General features: G+C 69.1%; 19 protein-coding genes and 1 pseudogene. 2 read left to right on the top strand and 18 right to left on the bottom strand.

The window, feature by feature from the left end; all coding sequences use genetic code 11:
- Positions 1-3: 3 nt before the first annotated feature.
- The 6 genes from ACPEH2_RS10100 to ACPEH2_RS10075 form a co-directional block, all read right to left on the bottom strand.
- Positions 4-801 (bottom strand): PP2C family protein-serine/threonine phosphatase, encoded by a 798-nt coding sequence (locus tag ACPEH2_RS10100; protein ID WP_217531300.1) that lies wholly within the window; start codon positions 799-801, stop codon positions 4-6.
- A 6-nt stretch (positions 802-807) separates the two neighbouring features.
- Positions 808-1,242, bottom strand: a complete 435-nt coding sequence (locus ACPEH2_RS10095; RefSeq protein WP_359919248.1) for a cytochrome c oxidase subunit 4 — start codon at positions 1,240-1,242, stop codon at positions 808-810.
- A complete protein-coding gene (ctaD, locus tag ACPEH2_RS10090) occupies positions 1,243-2,985 on the bottom strand; it encodes a cytochrome c oxidase subunit I (protein WP_359919246.1) in 1,743 nt (580 codons plus the stop codon).
- A complete protein-coding gene (gene coxB / locus ACPEH2_RS10085; protein ID WP_359919244.1) occupies positions 2,985-3,884 on the bottom strand; it encodes a cytochrome c oxidase subunit II in 900 nt (299 codons plus the stop codon). The genes ctaD and coxB overlap by 1 nt, the downstream gene beginning before the upstream one ends.
- Positions 3,885-3,998: 114 nt before the next feature.
- On the bottom strand, positions 3,999-4,364 hold the full coding sequence (erpA, locus tag ACPEH2_RS10080; protein ID WP_064002321.1) for an iron-sulfur cluster insertion protein ErpA: 366 nt from the start codon (positions 4,362-4,364) through the stop codon (positions 3,999-4,001).
- 115 nt (positions 4,365-4,479) lie between these two features.
- A complete protein-coding gene (locus ACPEH2_RS10075) occupies positions 4,480-5,871 on the bottom strand; it encodes a dipeptidase (protein WP_359919242.1) in 1,392 nt (463 codons plus the stop codon).
- A 52-nt stretch (positions 5,872-5,923) separates the two neighbouring features.
- Here ACPEH2_RS10075 and ACPEH2_RS10070 point away from each other — a divergent pair, with 52 nt between their 5' ends.
- Positions 5,924-6,484, top strand: coding sequence for a DUF3043 domain-containing protein (locus ACPEH2_RS10070; protein ID WP_217531295.1), 561 nt, complete (start codon positions 5,924-5,926; stop codon positions 6,482-6,484).
- 69 nt (positions 6,485-6,553) lie between these two features.
- Here ACPEH2_RS10070 and ACPEH2_RS10065 read toward each other — a convergent pair whose 3' ends face one another.
- The 5 genes from ACPEH2_RS10065 to dnaE form a co-directional block, all read right to left on the bottom strand.
- Positions 6,554-7,573 (bottom strand): quinone-dependent dihydroorotate dehydrogenase, encoded by a 1,020-nt coding sequence (locus ACPEH2_RS10065; RefSeq protein ID WP_359919240.1) that lies wholly within the window; start codon positions 7,571-7,573, stop codon positions 6,554-6,556.
- A gap of 37 nt (positions 7,574-7,610) precedes the next feature.
- Complete coding sequence (nrdR, locus tag ACPEH2_RS10060; RefSeq protein WP_064002325.1) at positions 7,611-8,084, bottom strand: transcriptional regulator NrdR; 474 nt, start codon at positions 8,082-8,084, stop codon at positions 7,611-7,613.
- A 13-nt stretch (positions 8,085-8,097) separates the two neighbouring features.
- Positions 8,098-9,399, bottom strand: coding sequence for a histidinol dehydrogenase (gene hisD / locus ACPEH2_RS10055; protein ID WP_359919238.1), 1,302 nt, complete (start codon positions 9,397-9,399; stop codon positions 8,098-8,100).
- 20 nt (positions 9,400-9,419) lie between these two features.
- Positions 9,420-10,535 (bottom strand): hypothetical protein, encoded by a 1,116-nt coding sequence (locus ACPEH2_RS10050; RefSeq protein ID WP_217531292.1) that lies wholly within the window; start codon positions 10,533-10,535, stop codon positions 9,420-9,422.
- Positions 10,536-10,601: 66 nt separating this feature from the next.
- Positions 10,602-14,120, bottom strand: coding sequence for a DNA polymerase III subunit alpha (dnaE, locus tag ACPEH2_RS10045; RefSeq protein ID WP_359919236.1), 3,519 nt, complete (start codon positions 14,118-14,120; stop codon positions 10,602-10,604).
- Positions 14,121-14,168: 48 nt separating this feature from the next.
- Between dnaE and ACPEH2_RS10040 the strand changes: the two genes are divergently transcribed.
- Positions 14,169-14,642, top strand: a complete 474-nt coding sequence (locus ACPEH2_RS10040) for an NUDIX hydrolase (RefSeq protein WP_217531290.1) — start codon at positions 14,169-14,171, stop codon at positions 14,640-14,642.
- A 39-nt stretch (positions 14,643-14,681) separates the two neighbouring features.
- Here the strand turns inward: ACPEH2_RS10040 and ACPEH2_RS10035 are convergent.
- The 7 genes and pseudogenes from ACPEH2_RS10035 to ACPEH2_RS10005 form a co-directional block, all read right to left on the bottom strand.
- Positions 14,682-14,997, bottom strand: a pseudogene (locus ACPEH2_RS10035) (GNAT family N-acetyltransferase); the annotation flags it as partial.
- 54 nt (positions 14,998-15,051) lie between these two features.
- Entirely contained in the window at positions 15,052-15,975 is a 924-nt protein-coding gene (locus ACPEH2_RS10030; RefSeq protein ID WP_359919234.1) for an RluA family pseudouridine synthase, read from the bottom strand.
- Positions 15,962-16,567 (bottom strand): signal peptidase II, encoded by a 606-nt coding sequence (gene lspA / locus ACPEH2_RS10025; RefSeq protein ID WP_217531287.1) that lies wholly within the window; start codon positions 16,565-16,567, stop codon positions 15,962-15,964. The genes ACPEH2_RS10030 and lspA overlap by 14 nt, the downstream gene beginning before the upstream one ends.
- Positions 16,568-16,578: 11 nt before the next feature.
- On the bottom strand, positions 16,579-17,184 hold the full coding sequence (locus ACPEH2_RS10020) for a DivIVA domain-containing protein (RefSeq protein WP_359919232.1): 606 nt from the start codon (positions 17,182-17,184) through the stop codon (positions 16,579-16,581).
- 114 nt (positions 17,185-17,298) lie between these two features.
- Entirely contained in the window at positions 17,299-17,601 is a 303-nt protein-coding gene (locus ACPEH2_RS10015) for a YggT family protein (protein WP_359919230.1), read from the bottom strand.
- A 4-nt stretch (positions 17,602-17,605) separates the two neighbouring features.
- Positions 17,606-18,061, bottom strand: a complete 456-nt coding sequence (locus ACPEH2_RS10010; protein ID WP_064002335.1) for a cell division protein SepF — start codon at positions 18,059-18,061, stop codon at positions 17,606-17,608.
- Positions 18,062-18,093: 32 nt separating this feature from the next.
- Positions 18,094-18,780 (bottom strand): YggS family pyridoxal phosphate-dependent enzyme, encoded by a 687-nt coding sequence (locus ACPEH2_RS10005; protein WP_311283532.1) that lies wholly within the window; start codon positions 18,778-18,780, stop codon positions 18,094-18,096.
- Positions 18,781-18,786 lie beyond the last annotated feature (6 nt).

The following is an 18,786-nucleotide window of genomic DNA, read 5'->3' as shown; positions in this document are numbered from 1 at the left end:
CGTTCAGGCGCTCGCCAGACCGGCCTCGATGACCTCGGTCCACCGGGAAGCTGCCGCGCCAGCGATGACGGGGACGGCGGCGATGTCGGGCACGCCGTCGATCACGTCGCACACGACCGCGGTGACGTTGTCGCGTGAGGCCGCCTGCAGCGCGAGCTCGACGATCATCCGCGACGCCGCGACGGGATCGGCGACGCCACCCACGATCTCGGCGAGGGCATCCTCGGGGACGTAGTCGGTGACGCCGTCGCTGCAGAGGAACCAGCGGTCGCCGATGCGCACGTCGCGCGTCTCGACCCGGATCACGTCCTCCTCGTTGCCGCCCAGCGAGGCCGTGATGATGTTGCGGCGCGGATGCGTCCAGGCATCCTCGGGACGGATGAGTCCGCGGTCGACCAACGCCTGCACGAAGGAGTCGTCACGCGTCTGCCGTGCCAGCTCACGGTCCCGCAGGAGATAGGCGCGGGAGTCCCCCGTGTGGGCGACGACGAGTCCGCCGTCCCCCGTGAGCCAGACGCCGGTCAGTGTGCTCGCCATACCCGCGAGGGCGGCGTCGCGGCGGATGTGAGCACCGATGTCCCAGTTGGCGGCCTTGACCCGGCCGATGAGGTCTTCGGCGCTGGGAAGAGCGCCGCGCAGCGTGATCAGCTTGTGGATGATCGCGGCCGACGCGAGATCACCGGAGGGACCACCGCCGACGCCGTCCGCCACAGCTGCGGCAAACGGCGAGGCGAAAGCGGCGTCCTGGTTGACGTCCCGGTAGCCTCCGACGTCGGAGAAGACGCCCGCATGGATGCGCATGGAGACTCAGCGGGCGAAGTAGCCCCGGTAGTACTCGTAGACCCACCCGACGATGGCGACGACGAAGATGGCGAAACCGATCGGGATCATGAACTCACCGACGGCGAGACCGATGAAGGCCACGGCCGCCGAGCCGGCGAGCACGAGCGGCCACCACGACCACGGCGAGAACTCGCCCATCTCAGGGTCGCCGTCGTCGATGTCGGCCGTGAGGGAGTCCTCGGGGAGGACGCCGCCCTGGGCCTTCTCGACGCGGCTCGTGTAGAACGCGATCATCGCAGCCATGGCCATCACGAAGACGAGTGCCACGGACCCGACCCACTCGATCCGGTTGAAGACCGGCAGCTGCGGGTGGGCGATGATGTTCCACACCACGTAGACGACGGCGACGAGGCCGAAGAACGCGGTCAGGATCCACCAGAGGTTGACGTTCGTCTTCACTTACTTGACCTCACCGTTCGTCAGCTCGACCACCGGGGCGTCGGGCGCGTCCTTGGCAGGACCCACACCGACGGGGATGCCGGCTTCGGGGTGGTTCAGGTCGAATGCGGGCCGCTCGCTGCGGATGCGCGGGATCGACGTGAAGTTGTGGCGCGGCGGCGGGCAGCTGGTCGCCCACTCGAGCGAACCGCCGTAGCCCCACGGGTCGTTGACCGTGACGCGCGGCGCGGTGCGTGCCGTGATCCAGACGTTCAGGAGGAACGGCACCATCGAGGCGGCGAGGATCATGGAGCCGATCGTCGACACCTGGTTCTGCCAGGTCCAGCCGTCCTGCATGGCGTAGTCGGCGTAGCGTCGCGGCATGCCGTCCGCGCCCAGCCAGTGCTGGATGAGGAACGTCATGTGGAAGCCGATGAACAGCAGCCAGAAGTGCACGAGACCCAGACGCTCGTTCAGCATCTTGCCCGTCCATTTGGGCCACCAGAAGTAGAAGCCCGCGAACATCGCGAAGACGACGGTTCCGAAGACGACGTAGTGGAAGTGCGCCACGACGAAGTACGAGTCGGAGACGGCGAAGTCCAGCGGCGGCGAGGACAGGATGACGCCGGTCAGACCACCGAAGACGAACGTTACGAGGAAGCCCAGGGCGAACACCATCGGCGTTTCGAAGGTGATGGATCCACGCCACATCGTGCCGATCCAGTTGAAGATCTTCACACCCGTCGGGACCGCGATGAGCATCGTCATGAGCGCGAAGAACGGCAGCAGGACGGCACCCGTGACGTACATGTGGTGAGCCCAGACCGAGACCGACAGCGCGGCGATCGCGATCGTCGCGTAGACGAGCGTCTTGTAGCCGAAGATCGGCTTGCGACTGAAGACCGGGAAGATCTCCGACACGATGCCGAAGAACGGCAGCGCGATGATGTACACCTCGGGGTGCCCGAAGAACCAGAACAGGTGCTGCCAGAGGAGGACGCCACCGTTGGCCGGGTCGTAGATGTGGGCGCCGAGGATGCGGTCGGCCGCCGCAGCGAAGATCGCCGCCGCCAGAACCGGGAAGGCCATCAGGATCAGGATGCTGGTGATCAGCGTGTTCCAGCTGAAGATCGGCATGCGCCACATCGTCATACCGGGCGCACGCATCGTCATGATCGTGGTGATGAAGTTGACACCACCGAGGATCGTGCCGAAACCGCTCATGCCGAGGCCCAGCATCCAGAGGTCACCACCGGCACCCGGGCTGAAGCTCTCGCTCGCCAGCGGCTGGTACGCGAACCACCCGAACGCGGCGGCACCCTGCGGGGTGAGGAAGCCGGCGACGGCGATGGTCGACCCGAACGTGAAGAGCCAGAAGGCGAAGGCGTTCAGACGCGGGAACGCGACGTCGGGCGCTCCGATCTGCAGCGGCAGCAGCACGTTGGCGAAACCGGCGAACAGCGGCGTCGCGAACATGAGCAGCATAATCGTGCCGTGCATCGTGAACAGCTGGTTGTACTGCTCCTTCGTCGGCACCACCTGCATGCCCGGCTCGAAGAGCTCGGCGCGGATGATCAGCGCCATCACGCCGCCGAGCATGAAGAACAGGACCGACGCGATCAGGTACATGTACCCGATGGTCTTGTGGTCGGTGGAGGTGATCCACTTCACCACGATGTTGCCCTTGTGCTCGACGCGCGAGCGGCTCAGCAGCGCCGCCTGGCGAGGGGGAAGGGTCTGTGCCGGAGGCGTGATGGTGGCCATCAGTTGTTCTCTCCCTCGGCGGCAGGTGCGCCGGTGCCCGGTGCGTTCTGCTGTCGGTCAAGGTCGTCATCGATGTCGCCGGTCTGACCCTTGGCCTCGAGCGACGCGATGTACGACTGGTATTCGGACTCGGAGACGACCTTCACGTTGAAGAGCATCATCGAGTGGTACTGGCCGCAGAGCTCGGCGCACTTGCCGACGTACTCGCCCTCCTTGGTGGGGACGAACGACCAGTAGTTGTCACGGCCCGGGATCATGTCCTTCTTGTAGAGGAAGTCCACGATCCAGAACGAGTGGATGACGTCGCGCGACTCGAGCTGCAGCGTCACCTTCTTGTCGACCGGCAGCACCAGCTCGGGGAGCTCGTTGGTGATGTTGCCCTGGGCGTCGGTCTGCGCCTGGACACCCATGGTCCAGACGGACTCTTCGGTGTCGTTGCAGTCGGAGCCGTTGTACTGGAAGTCCCAGGCCCATTGCTTGCCGATCGCGGTGATGCAGACATCGGGGGTCTCGTGCTGTTTCTCGATGATCGTCTGGTCGCGGGCGGTGAACGCGAAGAAGCCGAGCACCAGGATGACCGGCGCGATCGTGAAGAACATCTCGATCGGCATGTTGTAGCGCAGCTGCACCGGCAGCCCTGACTGGCCCTTGCGGCGCCGGTAGGCGATCGCGGCCCAGCCCATGAGGGCCCAGGTGATGACGCCGACGGCGAGGACGACGATCCACGACGTGGTCCAGAGGCCGGCGATCATCGACGTGCGGTTCGTCGCCTGGCCGCCCTCCTCATCGAAGCCGGGGAGGAAGCCGTTCGCTGTCGTGGGGCTGCAGCCCGCCAGCGCGACCGCGGAGGCGATCGTGAGCGGGAGAGCTACCCAACGGAGTCGGCGGTTGACGCGCACGGTGCACCTTTCGGGGACATGAAGGTCAGACTCATGCCAGTCTAGGGCAACCTCTTACAAAGTTCCGGCCATCCGCTCAGGATGCCGGGACCGATGGAGGCGACCCGGGATGGATCAGTGGAAGCTGTCGCCGCAGGCGCAGCTGCCGGCGGCGTTGGGGTTGTCGATCGTGAAGCCCTGCTCTGAGATCGTGTCCTTGAAATCGATCTTCGCGCCGTCGAGGTAGGGCACCGACATGTCGTCGACGATGACCTCGACGCCGTCGAAGTCGACCGTCTTGTCGCCGTCGAGATAGCGCTCGTCGAAGTACAGCTGATAGATCAGACCCGAGCAACCGCCCGGCTGGACGGCGACGCGGAGCCGGAGGTCGTCACGGTTCTCCTGCGACAGCAGGCTCTTCACCTTCTCGGCAGCGGCCTCGGTGAGGGCGACGCCGTGGGCGGGAACGGTCTCGGTGGACTGCGTGGCGATGTCGGTCATGACTCTCCCCATGGTCGGGCCGCCAGTGCTCTTGAGGAACGGCGGCGACGTGTTCTCTCGATTCTACGTCCCGGTGCGCCTCTCGGCCCGGCGACGCGGGTGATCGTGCCGCCGTTCAGTCGGAGGCGTCGAGCGAGGCGAGCAGCAGCGCCTCGGTCACCAGGGCGTTGCGGAACGTCTCGACGTGCAGCGACTCGTTGGGGCTGTGGGCCCGGGCGTGCGGGTCCTCGACACCGGTCACGAGGATCTCGGCCCCCGGGAACTCCCGCACGAGGTCGGCGATGAAGGGGATCGACCCTCCCACGCCGATGTCGACCGGAGTGCGGCCGTACCCGCTCTCGAGGGCGGCGCGCGCCGCTTCGACGGCGGGGCCGGACGTGTCGACGAGGAACGGGTCGCCGAAATCGACGTCGCGGAAGGTCAGCCGCGCCCCGAACGGCGCATGGCTGCGGAGGTGCGCCTCGATCGCGGCGAACGCGTCGGCGGCGGCCTGCCCCGGGGCGACCCGGGTGCTGATCACGACCGAGACCTTCGGTGTCAGCGTGTTGGACGCGTTCCGGACGCTCGGGGCGTCGATGCCGGTGATCGTGATCGACGGCTTGTTCCAGATGCGGCTGAGGATCTCGTCGCGTCCGATCGGCGACACCCCCTGGGGGAGACCAGCCTCGCTGCGAAGGGTCTCCTCCGAGTACGGCGGTGTGGCGGCATCCCGGGATTCCAGTCCGGCGACGGCGACGGCACCGTCCTCGTCCCAGAGCGTCGCGAGGAGGGTGACCGCTGCGAGCATCGCGTCGGGCACAGCCCCACCGAACATGCCGGAGTGCGAGGCGTGATCGAGCGTCTCGATGTCGAGGGTGAAGCGGGCGTTGCCGCGCAGCGACACCGTCAGGGCGGGCGTCTCGGAATCCCAGTTGCCGGAATCGGCGACGACGATCACGTCGGCGCGGAGCGCATCCGCGTTGTCGCTGAGGAACTGGGCGAAGGATGCCGACCCCGCCTCCTCCTCCCCCTCGAAGAAGAGGTTGACGCCGAGGTCGAAGTCCGTGCCCACGGCGTCGACGAGCGCACGCAACGCCCCGATGTGGGCCATGATGCCGGCCTTGTCGTCGGCCGCGCCGCGACCGTAGATCCGGCCGTCGCGCAGAGTCGGCTCGAAGGGCGGCGACTCCCACAGGGACTCGTCCCCGACGGGCTGCACGTCGTGGTGGGCGTAGAGGAGGATCGTCGGGCGACCGTTGCGGGCGGGGCGCGTCGCCAGCACCGCCGGCATCCCCTCCTCCCCCGTCTCGGGGACGACGGCGGTCGCGATCTCGACGCGTCCGAAGATGCCGAGGCCCTCGACGAGCGTCTTCACGGCCTCGGCGCTGCGCTGCACCTCGGCCCGGTCGAACCCGGGGAACGCGATCGAGGGGATGCGGACGAGCGAGCCCAGGTCGGCGAGGGCGGCGGGCACCTGGGTGAGGGCCGCTTCGCGCACCGCAGCGGACCGGGTGGTGTCGGAAGTCATGCGGGTAATCTTATGTCGCACGCCTTTTTCGCCGATTCCGAGGAACCGCCCCGTGGCAAAGACACCGCCCCCCGCCGACACCGCCCCCGACGCCCCCACCGGCGCGGGGAAGAACCGCCCGACGCCCACGCGCGCCGAGCAGGAAGCGGCGCGCAAGCGGCCCCTCGTCGCGAACACGAAGGAGGCGCGCGCCCGCGCCAAGGCCGAGCTCGCCGCCCAGCGCGAAAAGGCCCGGATCGGCATGGCCAACGGCGACGAGCGTTACCTCACGCCCCGCGACCGCGGGCCGCAGCGGCGGTTCGCCCGCGACTACACGGATGCCGGCTGGCACTTCGGCGAGCTCGTCATGCCGCTGCTGGTGATCGTCATCCTCTTCGCCCTGGTCCCGAACACCGCCGTCGTCTTCTACGCCTACATCGGCCTCTGGGCCTACCTCCTCTTCGTCGTCGCCGACATGATCATGCTCTCGCGCAAGGTCAAGAAGCTCGCCGCCGCGAAGTGGGGCGACCGCCGCGAGAAGGGCCTCGGCTGGTACGCGGCGATGCGCTCGGTGCAGATGCGGTTCATGCGTCTGCCCAAGCCCCAGGTCAAGCGCGGCGAGTACCCGAGCTGAGTCCGAGATCCGCAACGGGCCCGCACCGATAGGTGCGGGCCCGTTCTCGTGGGGGGCGGATGCCGAAGCTCAGCGCACCAGGCCGCGGTTGATCTCGCGCGCCCAGAGGGGGCCGCGGTACACGAACGCGCTGTAGCCCTGCACCAGGTCGGCACCGGCCGCGAGCCGCTCGCGGACGTCGGCCGCGGTCTCCACTCCCCCGGCGGCGATGACGCAGAAGTCGGCGGGGACGGCGGCACGGACCCGGCGGAGCACCTCGAGCGAACGCTCGCGCAACGGCGCGCCGGAGAGCCCGCCGGCGCCCATGGCCTCGACACGTGCGGCATCCGTCGTGAGGCCCGTCCGGGCGATCGTCGTGTTGGTCGCGACGATGCCCGCCAGCCCCGTGTCGACGGCGAGGGCCGAGATGCCGTCGATCTCGTCGTCGGTGAGGTCGGGGGCGATCTTCACGAGGAGCGGGGTGCCGCCGGCGGCATCCTTCACCGCTGACAGCAGCGGACGGAGCGTCTCGACGGCCTGCAGGCCGCGGAGCCCGGGCGTGTTCGGGGACGACACGTTCACGACGAGGTAGTCGGCGACCGGGGCGACGAGGCGCGTGCTGGCGACGTAATCGGCCGTCGCGTCGGCGACGTCCACGACGCGCGACTTGCCGATGTTCGCGCCGAGCACCGGACGCTTCGTGCGACGGCGCATGCGCGCGAGGCGGCCCGCCACGACGGCCGCGCCCTCGTTGTTGAACCCCATGCGGTTGATCAGCGCACGATCGGCGGGCAGCCGGAACAGCCGCGGCTTCGGGTTGCCGTCCTGCGGGATCGCGGTGACCGTGCCCACCTCGATGTGGCCGAATCCCAGCGTGTGCAGGCCGAGCGCTCCGATGGCGTTCTTGTCGAAGCCGGCGGCGACGCCGAAGGGCGAGTCGAAGACGAGACCGAGGGCCTCGGTGCGCAGCTGCGGGGCCGGGCGGGTGAGGGCGCGGGCGATCCACGAGAACGGCGGCACCGCGGCGAGACGGATGACGACCATCCCGAGGTGGTGGGCCGTCTCGGGGTCCAGGCGGCGGAGGACGAGGTCGAAGAGGAGTCGGTACATCGGCTCCCAGCCTAGGGCGAGGGGCGCACCCCCGTGATCAGACCTCTTCGCGCTGGGCCCGCTGCGCGTGATCCGCCCGCAGCAGCGCGATCGCCTCGTCGAAGTCGTCGAGGGTCTCGAACGCCTGGTAGACGCTCGCGAAACGCAGGTAGGCGATCTCGTCGAGCTCGCGCAGGGGCCCGAGGATCGCGAGTCCGATCTCATTCGTGTCGATCTGCGAGACACCGGTCTGACGGACCGCCTCCTCGACGGCCTGGGCCAGCATCGCGAGATCCGCCTCGGTGACGGGACGGCCCTGACACGCCTTGCGGACGCCCGACATGACCTTCTCGCGACTGAACGACTCGATCACGCCGGACCGCTTGATGACGTTCAGGCTCGCCGTCTCGATCGTCGAGAACCGACCGCCGCACTCGGGGCACTGACGCCGGCGACGGATGCTGAGCCCGTCGTCGCTCGTGCGGGAGTCGATGACACGGGAATCGGAGTGACGGCAGAACGGGCAGTGCATGGCGGCATCCAGCCTACGCGTCGAAGCGCGCCGTGACGGCTTCACCGTGCGCGGGCAGGACCTCGGCGTTCGCGAGCGTGACGATGTCGTCGTGGACCGCTTTCAGTGCGTCACGGTCGTACACGATCACCTGCTGCGGACGCAGGAAGGTGGATGCCGACAGTCCCGACGCATAGCGCGCCTGACCTCCCGTGGGCAGCACGTGATTGCTGCCGGCGAGGTAGTCGCCGAGGCTCACCGGGGTCCACGCGCCGACGAACACGGCACCGGCGTTGACGTACTCCTCAGGGCGCGGGTCGCGCAGGTGCAGCTCGAGGTGCTCGGGAGCGTAGGCGTTGCTGAACGCCGTCGCCGTGGCGATGTCGTCGACGAGCACGACGGCGGACTGCGGCCCCGACAACGCCTGCGCGACGCGGGCGGCGTGGTGCGTCGCGGCTGCGCGCTTCTCGACCTGGACCACGACCGCCTCCGCGAGCGCCGCGGAGTCGGTGACGAGGACGGCCGCCGCCTGCTCGTCGTGCTCGGCCTGGCTCACGAGGTCGGCGGCCACCAGCCGGGCATCCGCTGACTCGTCCGCGACGATGAGGATCTCGGTCGCGCCGGCTTCGGAGTCCGTGCCGACCATGCCCGCCACGACGCGCTTCGCCAGCGCGACGAAGTTGTTGCCGGGGCCCGAGATGACGTCGACCGGGTCGAGACCGAGGGCCGGGACACCGTGGGCGTAGGCGCCGATCGCCCCCGCGCCGCCCATCGCGTACACCTCGGTGATGCCGAGCAGACGAGCCGCGGCGAGGATGACGGGGTGCACTCGGCCGCCGTGGTCGCGCTGCGGCGGCGAGGCGAGGGCGACCTGTGCGACGCCGGCCACCTGCGCGGGGACGACGTTCATCACGACGCTCGACGGGTAGACCGCCTTGCCGCCGGGGACGTAGACACCGGCCCGCCGCACGGGTCGCCAGTGCTGCTCGACGCGGGCACCGGGACCGATGTCCGTCACGACGGATGCCGGGACCTGCGCGGCCGAGGCGCGCCGGACCCGGTCGATGGCGTTCTCGAGCGCCCGACGGATCGCCGGGTCGAGGGCGTCGAGCGCCTCCTCGAGGTGCGCGGCCGGGACGCGGACGTCGTGACCCTCCACGCCGTCGAAGCGGGCGGCCTGTTCGCGCAGCGACGCCTCCCCCCGCGCCGCGACGTCCGCGACGACGGCGGCCGCCGTCGCCAGCGCCTCGTCGCGGGCAGCGGTGGCCCGGGGGACGGCAGCGAGGAGGTCAGCCGGAGTGACGGCGCGACCCCGGAGGTCGATCGTGCGAAGCATCCCTCCAGGGTACCGGCGCGTCAGCCCCGGGTGACGCCCGAGACGTCGGTGAGGTAGCCGATCCGACCGTCCTCGTGGCGCACGACGAACGAGTCGCCGCGGTCCTCGATGACGAGGGCCCAGGCGGTCGGGCCGATGCGGAACAGGGGCGCGCCGTTCTCGTCGACGACGTCCCGTTCGACGGGTGCGAGCGCCCAGAACGCCTGCTGCGCCGAGGCCGGAGCCGGTGCCGGCTCGTCGTCGTCGATCGGGTCGCCGAGCGGTGCCGGGTCGGGGTCGACGGACGGCGCCGCCATCGTGAAGCGGGCGTCCGAGATCGGACGGGCGACGACCGGGCGGGCACCGCGGGCGACGCGGTGCGAGACCGTCTCGCTGCGGTGCAGGAAGTCCTCGTGGAACGGCGGGATGAAGGGGGCGATGACCGTGAGGGCGACACCCGCCGCCATCAGGATGACCTCGACCCAGACGACCCAGCTGCTCAGCCAGACACCCGTCGCGGCGCCGCGGGCGATGTTGATCCAGAGCCAGCTGAGCCAGAGCACCGCCGAGACCGAGAAGGCGACGGAGGCGAACTGGTCGATACCCAGGGAACCGACCCGGCGGATGCCGGTGGGCGAGAAGCGACGCAGGACGATGAGGAACACCGCGACCGTCGGCACGCCGATGGCGAGGATCCAGTCGATGCCCGAGCCCCAGACGTTCCCGCCGCCGAGGAGCTGCGTGTACGGGCCGTCGCTGTAGAGCGGGAAGAACGAGAAGAGGAAGGCGAGCGCCCAGACGCCCAGCAGCGACACCTCACGCAGCGAGAACGGGCCGATCCCGTACTGCGGCGGGACGTGGCCCGCCTCGGGAGCCTGGTCGACATCGGCGGGGGTGGTGTCGACGTACGGCGCAGGAGCCGCCGCGGCGGCCGGGGCGTCGTCCACGGGGGCGGATGCCTCGGCTGCCGGCGCGTCGGCTGCGGCCGGCGCGGAGGACGCCGCATCCCTCTCGAAGTCGTACGCCTCGGTCTCACTGTCGACGCGGGACGCGTCGTACACCGCGGTCTCGGGCTCCCGGACGACGGTGATGTCGAGGTCCTCGACGGTGCCCCCCGTCTCGTCGGGCGTTTCGGGGGTCGGCTTCTGGTCGGTCACGATGCTCCTTCCGCACAGCGCCGGGGGGGCGCCGCCTGCGATCCTACCCCGCGGGCTGTGGACGACTCAGCCGAGACACTGGGGTCCCAGCAGACCCTTCAACTCGCCGTAGAGGTCGACCGTCACGCCCACCTGCGCGGGCACCTCGAAGACCTTCGCGACGCCGCCGCGGTGGAGCTTCAGGGTCACCTCGGTGCTGCCCGGATGCCGGTCGAGGACGGCGGCGAGCTGACCGATCGTCGTCTCGGTCGCCCGGTGCTCGGGGAGCAGGAGGACGAGCGGGCCGGCGGCATCCACCGATCCGAGGTCGGGGACGAACGCGGACTGCCCGTGGAGGTTGCGCCCGTCGTCGCGCTGCGAGACGCGTCCGCGCACGACGAGGATCGAGTCGGCCTGCAGCATCGACTGGAACTCGGTGTACGTCTTGCCCATGAACATGACGGTCACCTCGCCGTCGAAGTCCTCGACGGTGATCATGCCGTACGGATTGCCGCTCTGCTTCGCGACGCGGTGCTGCACGCTGGTGACCAGGCCCGCGATCGTGACGATGTCGCCGTCGGAGATGTCCTCGGAGACGAGCAGGTCGTGGATCGAGGTCGACGCGTGTTTGGCGAGCGGGATCTCGAGCCCGGCGAGCGGGTGGTCCGACACGTAGAGCCCGAGCATCTCGCGTTCGAAGGCGAGCTTGTCCTTTTTGGTCCACTCGGGACGCTCCGGGACGCGGGCGACCTGCTGCGGCTCGTCGTCGCCCCACAGGCTGTCGAAGTCGAAGCCGACCTCGCCATTGGCCTCGCGCCGTTTGTCGAGCACGGCCTGCTCGGTGGCGTCCTCGTGTATCTCCATGAGCGCGCGCCGCGTCGAGCCGAGCGAGTCGAACGCGCCGGCCTTGATGAGAGACTCCACCGTGCGTTTGTTGGCGACGTGGGCGGGGACCTTTGCGAGGAAGTCGTGGAAGCTCGTGTAGGGACCGTCGGCCCGCGCCGCGACGATGCCGTCGACGACGTTGCTGCCGACGTTGCGGACGGCGCCCAGACCGAAGCGGATGTCCTCACCAACGGCCGCGAAGTAGCGGATCGACTCCCCCACGTCGGGCGGGAGGACGCGGATGCCCATGCGGCGGCACTCGTTGAGGTACACCGCCATCTTGTCCTTCGAGTCGCCGACGCTCGTGAGGAGCGCGGCCATGTACTCGGCGGGATAGTGGGCCTTCAGGTACGCGGTCCAGTAGGAGACGAGGCCGTAGGCGGCGGAGTGGGCTTTGTTGAAGGCGTAGTCGGAGAACGGCAGCAGGATGTCCCAGAGGGCCTTGATCGCTGCCTCACCGAAGCCGCGTTCCTTCATGCCGCCCGAGAAGCCCTCGTACTGCTTGTCGAGCTCGGACTTCTTCTTCTTGCCCATCGCGCGGCGCAGGATGTCCGCCTGACCGAGCGAGAAGCCGGCCACCTTCTGCGCGATCGCCATGACCTGCTCCTGATAGATGATCAGGCCGTAGGTCGTGTCGAGGATCTCACGCAGCGGCTCTTCGAGCTCGGGGTGGATGGGTGTGATCGGCTGCACGCCGTTCTTTCGCAGTGCGTAGTTGGTGTGCGAGTTCGCGCCCATCGGACCCGGTCGGTACAGCGCGATGACGGCCGAGATGTCCTCGAAGTTGTCGGGCTTCATGAGGCGCAGGAGCGAGCGCATCGGGCCGCCGTCGAGCTGGAAGACGCCGAGCGTGTCGCCGCGGCTGAGCAGGTCGTACGCGGCGCGGTCGTCGAGTTCGAGGTGCTCGAGGTCGAGTTCCTCGCCGCGGTTGCTGCGGATGTTGTCGAGGGCGTCGGAGATGATCGTGAGGTTGCGGAGCCCCAGGAAGTCCATCTTGATGAGCCCGAGGGTCTCGCACGACGGGTAGTCGAACTGCGTGACGATCTGGCCGTCCTGCTCGCGGCGCATGATCGGGATGATGTCGATCAGCGGTTCGCTCGACATGATGACACCGGCCGCGTGGACACCCCACTGCCGCTTCAGGCCCTCGAGGCCGATCGCGCGGTCGAAGACGGTCTTCGCCTCGGGATCGGTGTCGATGAGCGAGCGGAACTCGCTCGCCTCCTTGTACCGCGGATGCTTCGGGTCGAACATGCCGCCGAGCTCCATGTCCTTGCCCATGACGGGCGGCGGCATGGCCTTGGTGAGCCGCTCGCCCATGGAGAAGGGGAAGCCGAGGACACGACCGGCATCCTTCAGCGCCTGCTTCGACTTGATCGTGCCGTACGTGACGATCTGTGCGACGCGCTCGGAGCCGTACTTCTCGGTCACGTAGTCGATGACCTCGCCACGGCGACGGTCGTCGAAGTCGACGTCGAAGTCGGGCATCGAGACGCGGTCGGGGTTGAGGAACCGCTCGAAGATCAGACCGTGCTCGAGCGGGTCGAGGTCGGTGATGCGCATGGCGTACGCGACCATCGAACCGGCACCGGAACCGCGGCCGGGACCGACGCGGATGCCGTTGTCCTTGGCCCAGTTGATGAAGTCGGCGACGACGAGGAAGTACCCCGGGAAACCCATCTGGAGGATGATGCCGGTCTCGTACTCCGCCTGCTTGCGCACCCGGTCGGGGATGCCGTCGGGGTACCGGTAGTGGAGGCCGGCCTCGACCTCCTTGATCAGCCAGCTGTCCTCGGTCTCGCCCTCGGGCACCGGGAAGCGCGGCATGTAGTTGGCGGAGGTGTTGAACTCGACCTCGCAGCGCTCGGCGATGAGGAGCGTGTTGTCGCTGGCCTCGGGGTGGTCGCGGAAGAGCTGCCGCATCTCCTGGGCCGTCTTGATGTAGTACCCGTCGCCGTCGAACTTGAAACGGTTCGGGTCGTCGAGGGTCGAGCCGGACTGCACGCAGAGGAGGGCGGCGTGCGCGTCGGCCTCGTGCTGATGCGTGTAGTGCGAGTCGTTGGTCGCGACGAGCGGGATGCCGAGGTCCTTCGAGAGCCGGATGAGGTCGGTCATGACACGACGCTCGATCGACAGCCCGTGGTCCATGATCTCGGCGAAGTAGTTCTCCTTGCCGAAGATGTCCTGGAACTCTGCGGCCGCGGCACGGGCCGCCTCGTACTGCCCGAGACGCAGGCGGGTCTGCACCTCCCCCGACGGGCAGCCGGTCGTGGCGATCAGTCCCTTGCCGTAGGTCTGCAGCAGCTCGCGGTCCATGCGCGGCTTGAAGTAGTAGCCCTCGATGCTCGAGAGCGAACTGAGCCGGAAGAGGTTGTGCATCCCCTCCGTGCTCTGGCTCCACATCGTCATGTGGGTGTAGGCACCGGAACCCGAGACGTCGTCGCTCTTCTGGTCGGGCGAGCCCCAGGCGACGCGGGACTTGTCGCTGCGGTGGGTGCCCGGGGTGACGTAGGCCTCGAGACCGATGATCGGCTTGACGCCCGCGGACTGGGCGGCACGGTAGAACTCGAACGCCGCGAACGTGTTGCCGTGATCGGTGACGGCGATCGCCGGCATCCCGTACTCGGCTGCCGCCTGCGTCATCGCGCCGATCTTCGCGGCCCCGTCGAGCATCGAGTATTCGCTGTGCACGTGCAGATGGACGAAGGAATCGGATGCCACGGATCGAGTCTACGTTCCGGGTCCGACACGGGACCTAGGCTGGTCGGCATGGCCACTCCCGAGTTCGTCCTCGCCCTCCGCGAGAAGATCGGCACCGCTCCCCTCCCCCTCGTCGGCGTCACCGCGATCGTCTTCCGTGACGAGAAGGTGCTCATCGGACGGCGGGCGGACAACGGCTCGTGGCAGCCCGTCTCGGGCATCGTCGACCCCGGCGAGGAGCCCGCCGACGCGGCGGTCCGGGAGTGTCGCGAGGAGGCGGGGATAGTCGTCCGAGCGACCCGACTGGCCGCCGTGCAGCAGATCCCCCGCATCGAGTACGCCAACGGCGACCAGGTCGACTACCTCGACCTCGTCTTCCGCTGCGACTGGGTCTCGGGCGAGCCGCATCCCGCCGACGGAGAACTCACCGACGTCGGGTGGTTCGGGCTCGGCGAGCTGGTCGACGTCGATCAGACCCACGTCCGGAAGATCGCGCTCGCGATCGCGGAGGACGACCCCGCGAGCTTCGCCGGCGGCCGCTGACCGTCAGCGCAGATCGAACAGGCTTCGGGTGCCGACCTAGGCCATCGTGAGGTCGACCTTCTCGCCCCTGTCGTCGACGGGGTACCCCCCGATCGCCGGCGCACCCTGCGACCTCGCGAACTCCACCACGCCCGCCAGCAGGGCGTGGGAGATACCCTTCCCGCGACGCCCCGGGCGGCCCCTCCGCCACGAGGTCCCGCACCCGCCCGCCGCGTGCGGGACCGGAGAGGGCCCGATGCTCGGGACCCGGAAGCCGGTAGGTGAGGCACCAGCAGACGTTGGCGTCGGGACGCTTCGGTCCCACCATCGTCGCGACGTCGTCGAAGGAGGTGGCGGGGCGGACGTCGACGGTCATGACAGCAGGATGCCGCGGGCCGCCGACGTTCGCACCCCCTTCCGCCGAGTCGGCTCACGCGTGGTCGCGCAGCATTTCCAGGGCGTGAGCGAGGTCCGCCGGGTACTCCGAGCGGAAGGTCGACCACTCCCCCGTCGCGGGGTGCGCGAATGACAGTTCGTGGGCGTGGAGCCACTGCCGCGTCAGCCCCAAGCGCTGGGCGAGCGTCGGGTCGCCTCCGTAGAGGGGATCGCCGACGCACGGATGCCGGTGGGCGGCCATGTGGACGCGGATCTGGTGCGTGCGTCCGGTCTCGAGGTGCACCTCGAGCAGCGAGGCACGGGGGAAGGCCTCGAGCGTCTCGTAGTGCGTCACCGAGGCCTTGCCGTCGGGCGTGACCGCGAACTTCCACGAGTGGCTGGGGTGACGGCCGATGGGTGCCTCGATGGTCCCCACCAGCGGATCGGGGTGGCCCTGCACGACCGTGTGGTAGATCTTGTCGACCTCGCGTTCCTTGAACGCCCGCTTCAGCGCGGTGTAGGAGCGCTCGGTCTTCGCGACGACCATCAGGCCGCTCGTGCCCACGTCGAGGCGGTGCACGACGCCCTGACGCTCGGGAGCGCCGGAGGTGGCGATGCGGAACCCCGCGGCGGCGAGGGCGCCGACGACCGTCGGACCCTCCCATCCCAGCGAGGGGTGCGCGGCGACACCGGCGGGCTTGTCGACGACGACGATCTCGTCGTCGTCGTGGACGATGCCGAGGTCGGGTACCGCGATGGGGACGATCTCGGGACCGCGCTTGTCCTCCCAGTCGACCTGCAACCAGCCCCCGGCGACGAGCTTCTCGGACTTGCCGACGGTGCGCCCGTCGAGTTCGACTCCCCCACCCTCGGCGACCTCGGCCGCGAACGTGCGTGAGAAGCCGAGCAGCTTGGCCAGCGCGGCGTCGACCCGGGTGCCGTCGAGGCCGTCCGGGACGGGGAGGCTACGGCTGGGCATGGGGATCGGCGGATGCCGGCTGCGCCTCGTCGTCCGCCGTCGCCGCGGCATCCTTCTCCCGCGACCCGTCGAAACGGACGCCGAGCAGGACCAGGATCGCGACGGCGAGCATCATCGTGACGATGAAAGAGTCGGCGACGTTGTAGATGGCCGACGGGAAGCCCAACCAGAGCCACGGCGTGTGGATGAAGTCGACGACGTGCCCGACGAGGAACCCGGGTGCGCGGAACAGTCGGTCACCCAGGTTGCCGAGGATGCCGCCGAGCAGCAGCCCGAGGACGATGGCCCACGCCCGCGACCGCACGCGGGTCACGGCGAGGACGATGATCGTGACGGCAGCGGCGGCGAGCACGAGGGTGAAGACCCAGGTGACGCCCTCCCCGAGCGAGAACGCCGCGCCGGGGTTGAAGGTCAGATAGAGCTGGAGGAAGTCCCCGAGCACCGGGACGGCCTGCCGCTCGGGCAGGTTCTCGAGAGCGAGGAACTTCGTGAACTGGTCAGCGGCCAGCACCAGCACCGCGAGGATCGCGATGGTGGTGCCGGCCGCTGCGGCGCGCAGTGTCGTCCGCGACGCGGACGTTCGGCTCGACAACGTGCGAGCGGTCAGGACGCGGGGATGGGCGTCGAGCCCGAGGTGCCGGCGACGTCGAGATCGCGCAGCTTCTCCTCGATGAAGCCGCGCAGCTGGACGCGGTAGTCGCGCTCGAACTGACGCAGCTCGCTGATGCGACCCTCGAGGGTGCCGCGCTCGCTCTCGAGGCGGGTGAGCTCGTCCTTGGCCTTGGTGCGGGCCTCGTTGAGGATGGCGTCGGCCTCGGCCTGCGCCTCGGAGATGAGCTTCTCCTTCTGCGCCTTGCCCTCGGCGACGTGCTCGTCGTGCAGGCGCTGCGCCAGCTCGATGATGCCGGCGGACGCGGCCGCGGGAGCGGTCGCTCCGGCTGCGGGGGTCTCGGCGACGGGCTCGGCCTGAGCCGGGGCCTCCTCGACGACCTCTTCCTCGGCGGCGGGGGCGGCGGCCTCCGGAGCGGGGGTCTCGCCGGACTCGTACGCGGCGAGCTTCGCCTTCAGCTCCTCGTTCTCGGCGATCGTCTTGCGCCACTCGACGACGATCTCGTCGAGGAAGTCATCGACCTCGTCCGGGTCGAAACCCTCCTTGAAACGAACATGCTGGAACTGCTTGGTGACGACGTCTTCGGGAGTCAAAGGCATGTGTCTTTCCTCTTTCGGGGCTCAGGAAGCGGGCCGGTCAACGAAGACCCGCGAGGCGCGAGCCGTACCCCGACAGCATAGTCCGCGGCTGTCGTGGGTGCGACGACGACGACCTCACACGCGGCTCAGCACCTGCGTGACGGACAGGAGCACGAAGCAGCACAGCATCGTGATCGGGAAGGCGAGATCGAGCGCGATGGGACCGATGCGCAGCGGCGGGATGAAGCGGCGGAAGAACTTCAGCGGCGGGTCGGTCACGGTGAACACGACCTCAGCGAAGACGAGCCAGCCGCCGCGCGGACGCCACTCCCGGTTGAACATCGGGATGTACTCCAACACCAGACGTGCCAGGAGGAACAGCACGTAGATGAGCAGGAGCGCGTTGAGGATCCCGGCGATGAGGCCGATGGCCGACACGACGTCAGTGCGTGAAGGGGGCGGAGTCGGCGTCGCCCTGGGCGATCGCCCCCTCGCCGGATACCGCGACGTTCTCGGGCGAGAGCAGGAAGACCTTGCTCGTCACGCGCTCGATACGGCCGTACAGACCCAGCGAGAGTCCGCTCGCGAAGTCGATGAGGCGGCGGGCGTCCGCATCGCTCATCTGCGAGAGGTTGATGATGATGGGGATGCCGTCGCGGAAGTTCTCGGCGATCATCTGCGCGTCGCGGTACTGCTTCGGGTGCACCGTGACGATCTCGCTCACGGTGGCCGGAGCGGGCTGGCGCACGACGGCTGGACGGTGGATGGGCGTCACCGGGGCGGTCTTGTTCTCGACCTGCTTCTCCCGGCTCTCGCGGCGGGGAGCCGGCTCCTCGTAGACCTCTTCCTCGTCGGCGAGGCCCAGGTACACCATGGTCTTCTTGAGCGGGTTCGACATCGCATCCTCCGTATTGCTCGTCTGTGATGAGGCTAACCGTGCAGGGGCCTCGGGCCTGTGATTGCCGAACCGATGCGCAGGTGTGTCGCACCCGCGGCGATCGCCTCGGCGAAGTCGCCGGTCATTCCGGCGGAGATCCAGTCGGCATCCGGCACCACACGGCGCAGCCGTGCGGCATGATCCGCGAGCCGGGCGAAGGCCGCGGCGGGGTCCTCGTCGAGCGGGGCGACGGCCATCACGCCCCGCAACCGCAGCGAGGCGCAGGATGCGGCGACGTGCTCGGCGAGCTCCTCGACACCCGACGGCTGGACTCCCCCGCGACCGGGGTCGTCGGTGAGGTTGACCTGGATGAGGACGTCGAGCACGCTCTCGTCGCCTTCGGCGCGGGCGCCGTGGAGCGCGTCGGCGAGCCGCGCGCGGTCGAGGGAGTGCACCGCGTCGGCATCCCGACGCACCGCTTTCGCCTTGTTCGTCTGCGCCTGGCCGATGAAGTGCCAGCGCAGCGCCGGGCCGTCGTAGTCGGCGCGTTTGGCGCTGAGTTCCTGCTGCCGGTTCTCGCCGACGTCGGTGACGCCGAGGGCAGCGAGACCCTGCACGAGCTCGACGGGGTGGAACTTCGTGACGACGATCCGCGTGATCGTCGCGGGATCGCGGCCCGCCGACCGAGCGGCATCCGAGATGCGCGCGTCGATGTCGGCGAGCCGCGAACGAAGATCCACGACGGC

Source organism: Microbacterium sp. NPDC064942, assembly GCF_049545525.1.
GTDB classification, from domain to species: domain Bacteria; phylum Actinomycetota; class Actinomycetes; order Actinomycetales; family Microbacteriaceae; genus Microbacterium; species Microbacterium gawkjiense.
This window is presented reverse-complemented; position numbering and strand designations above follow the sequence as displayed.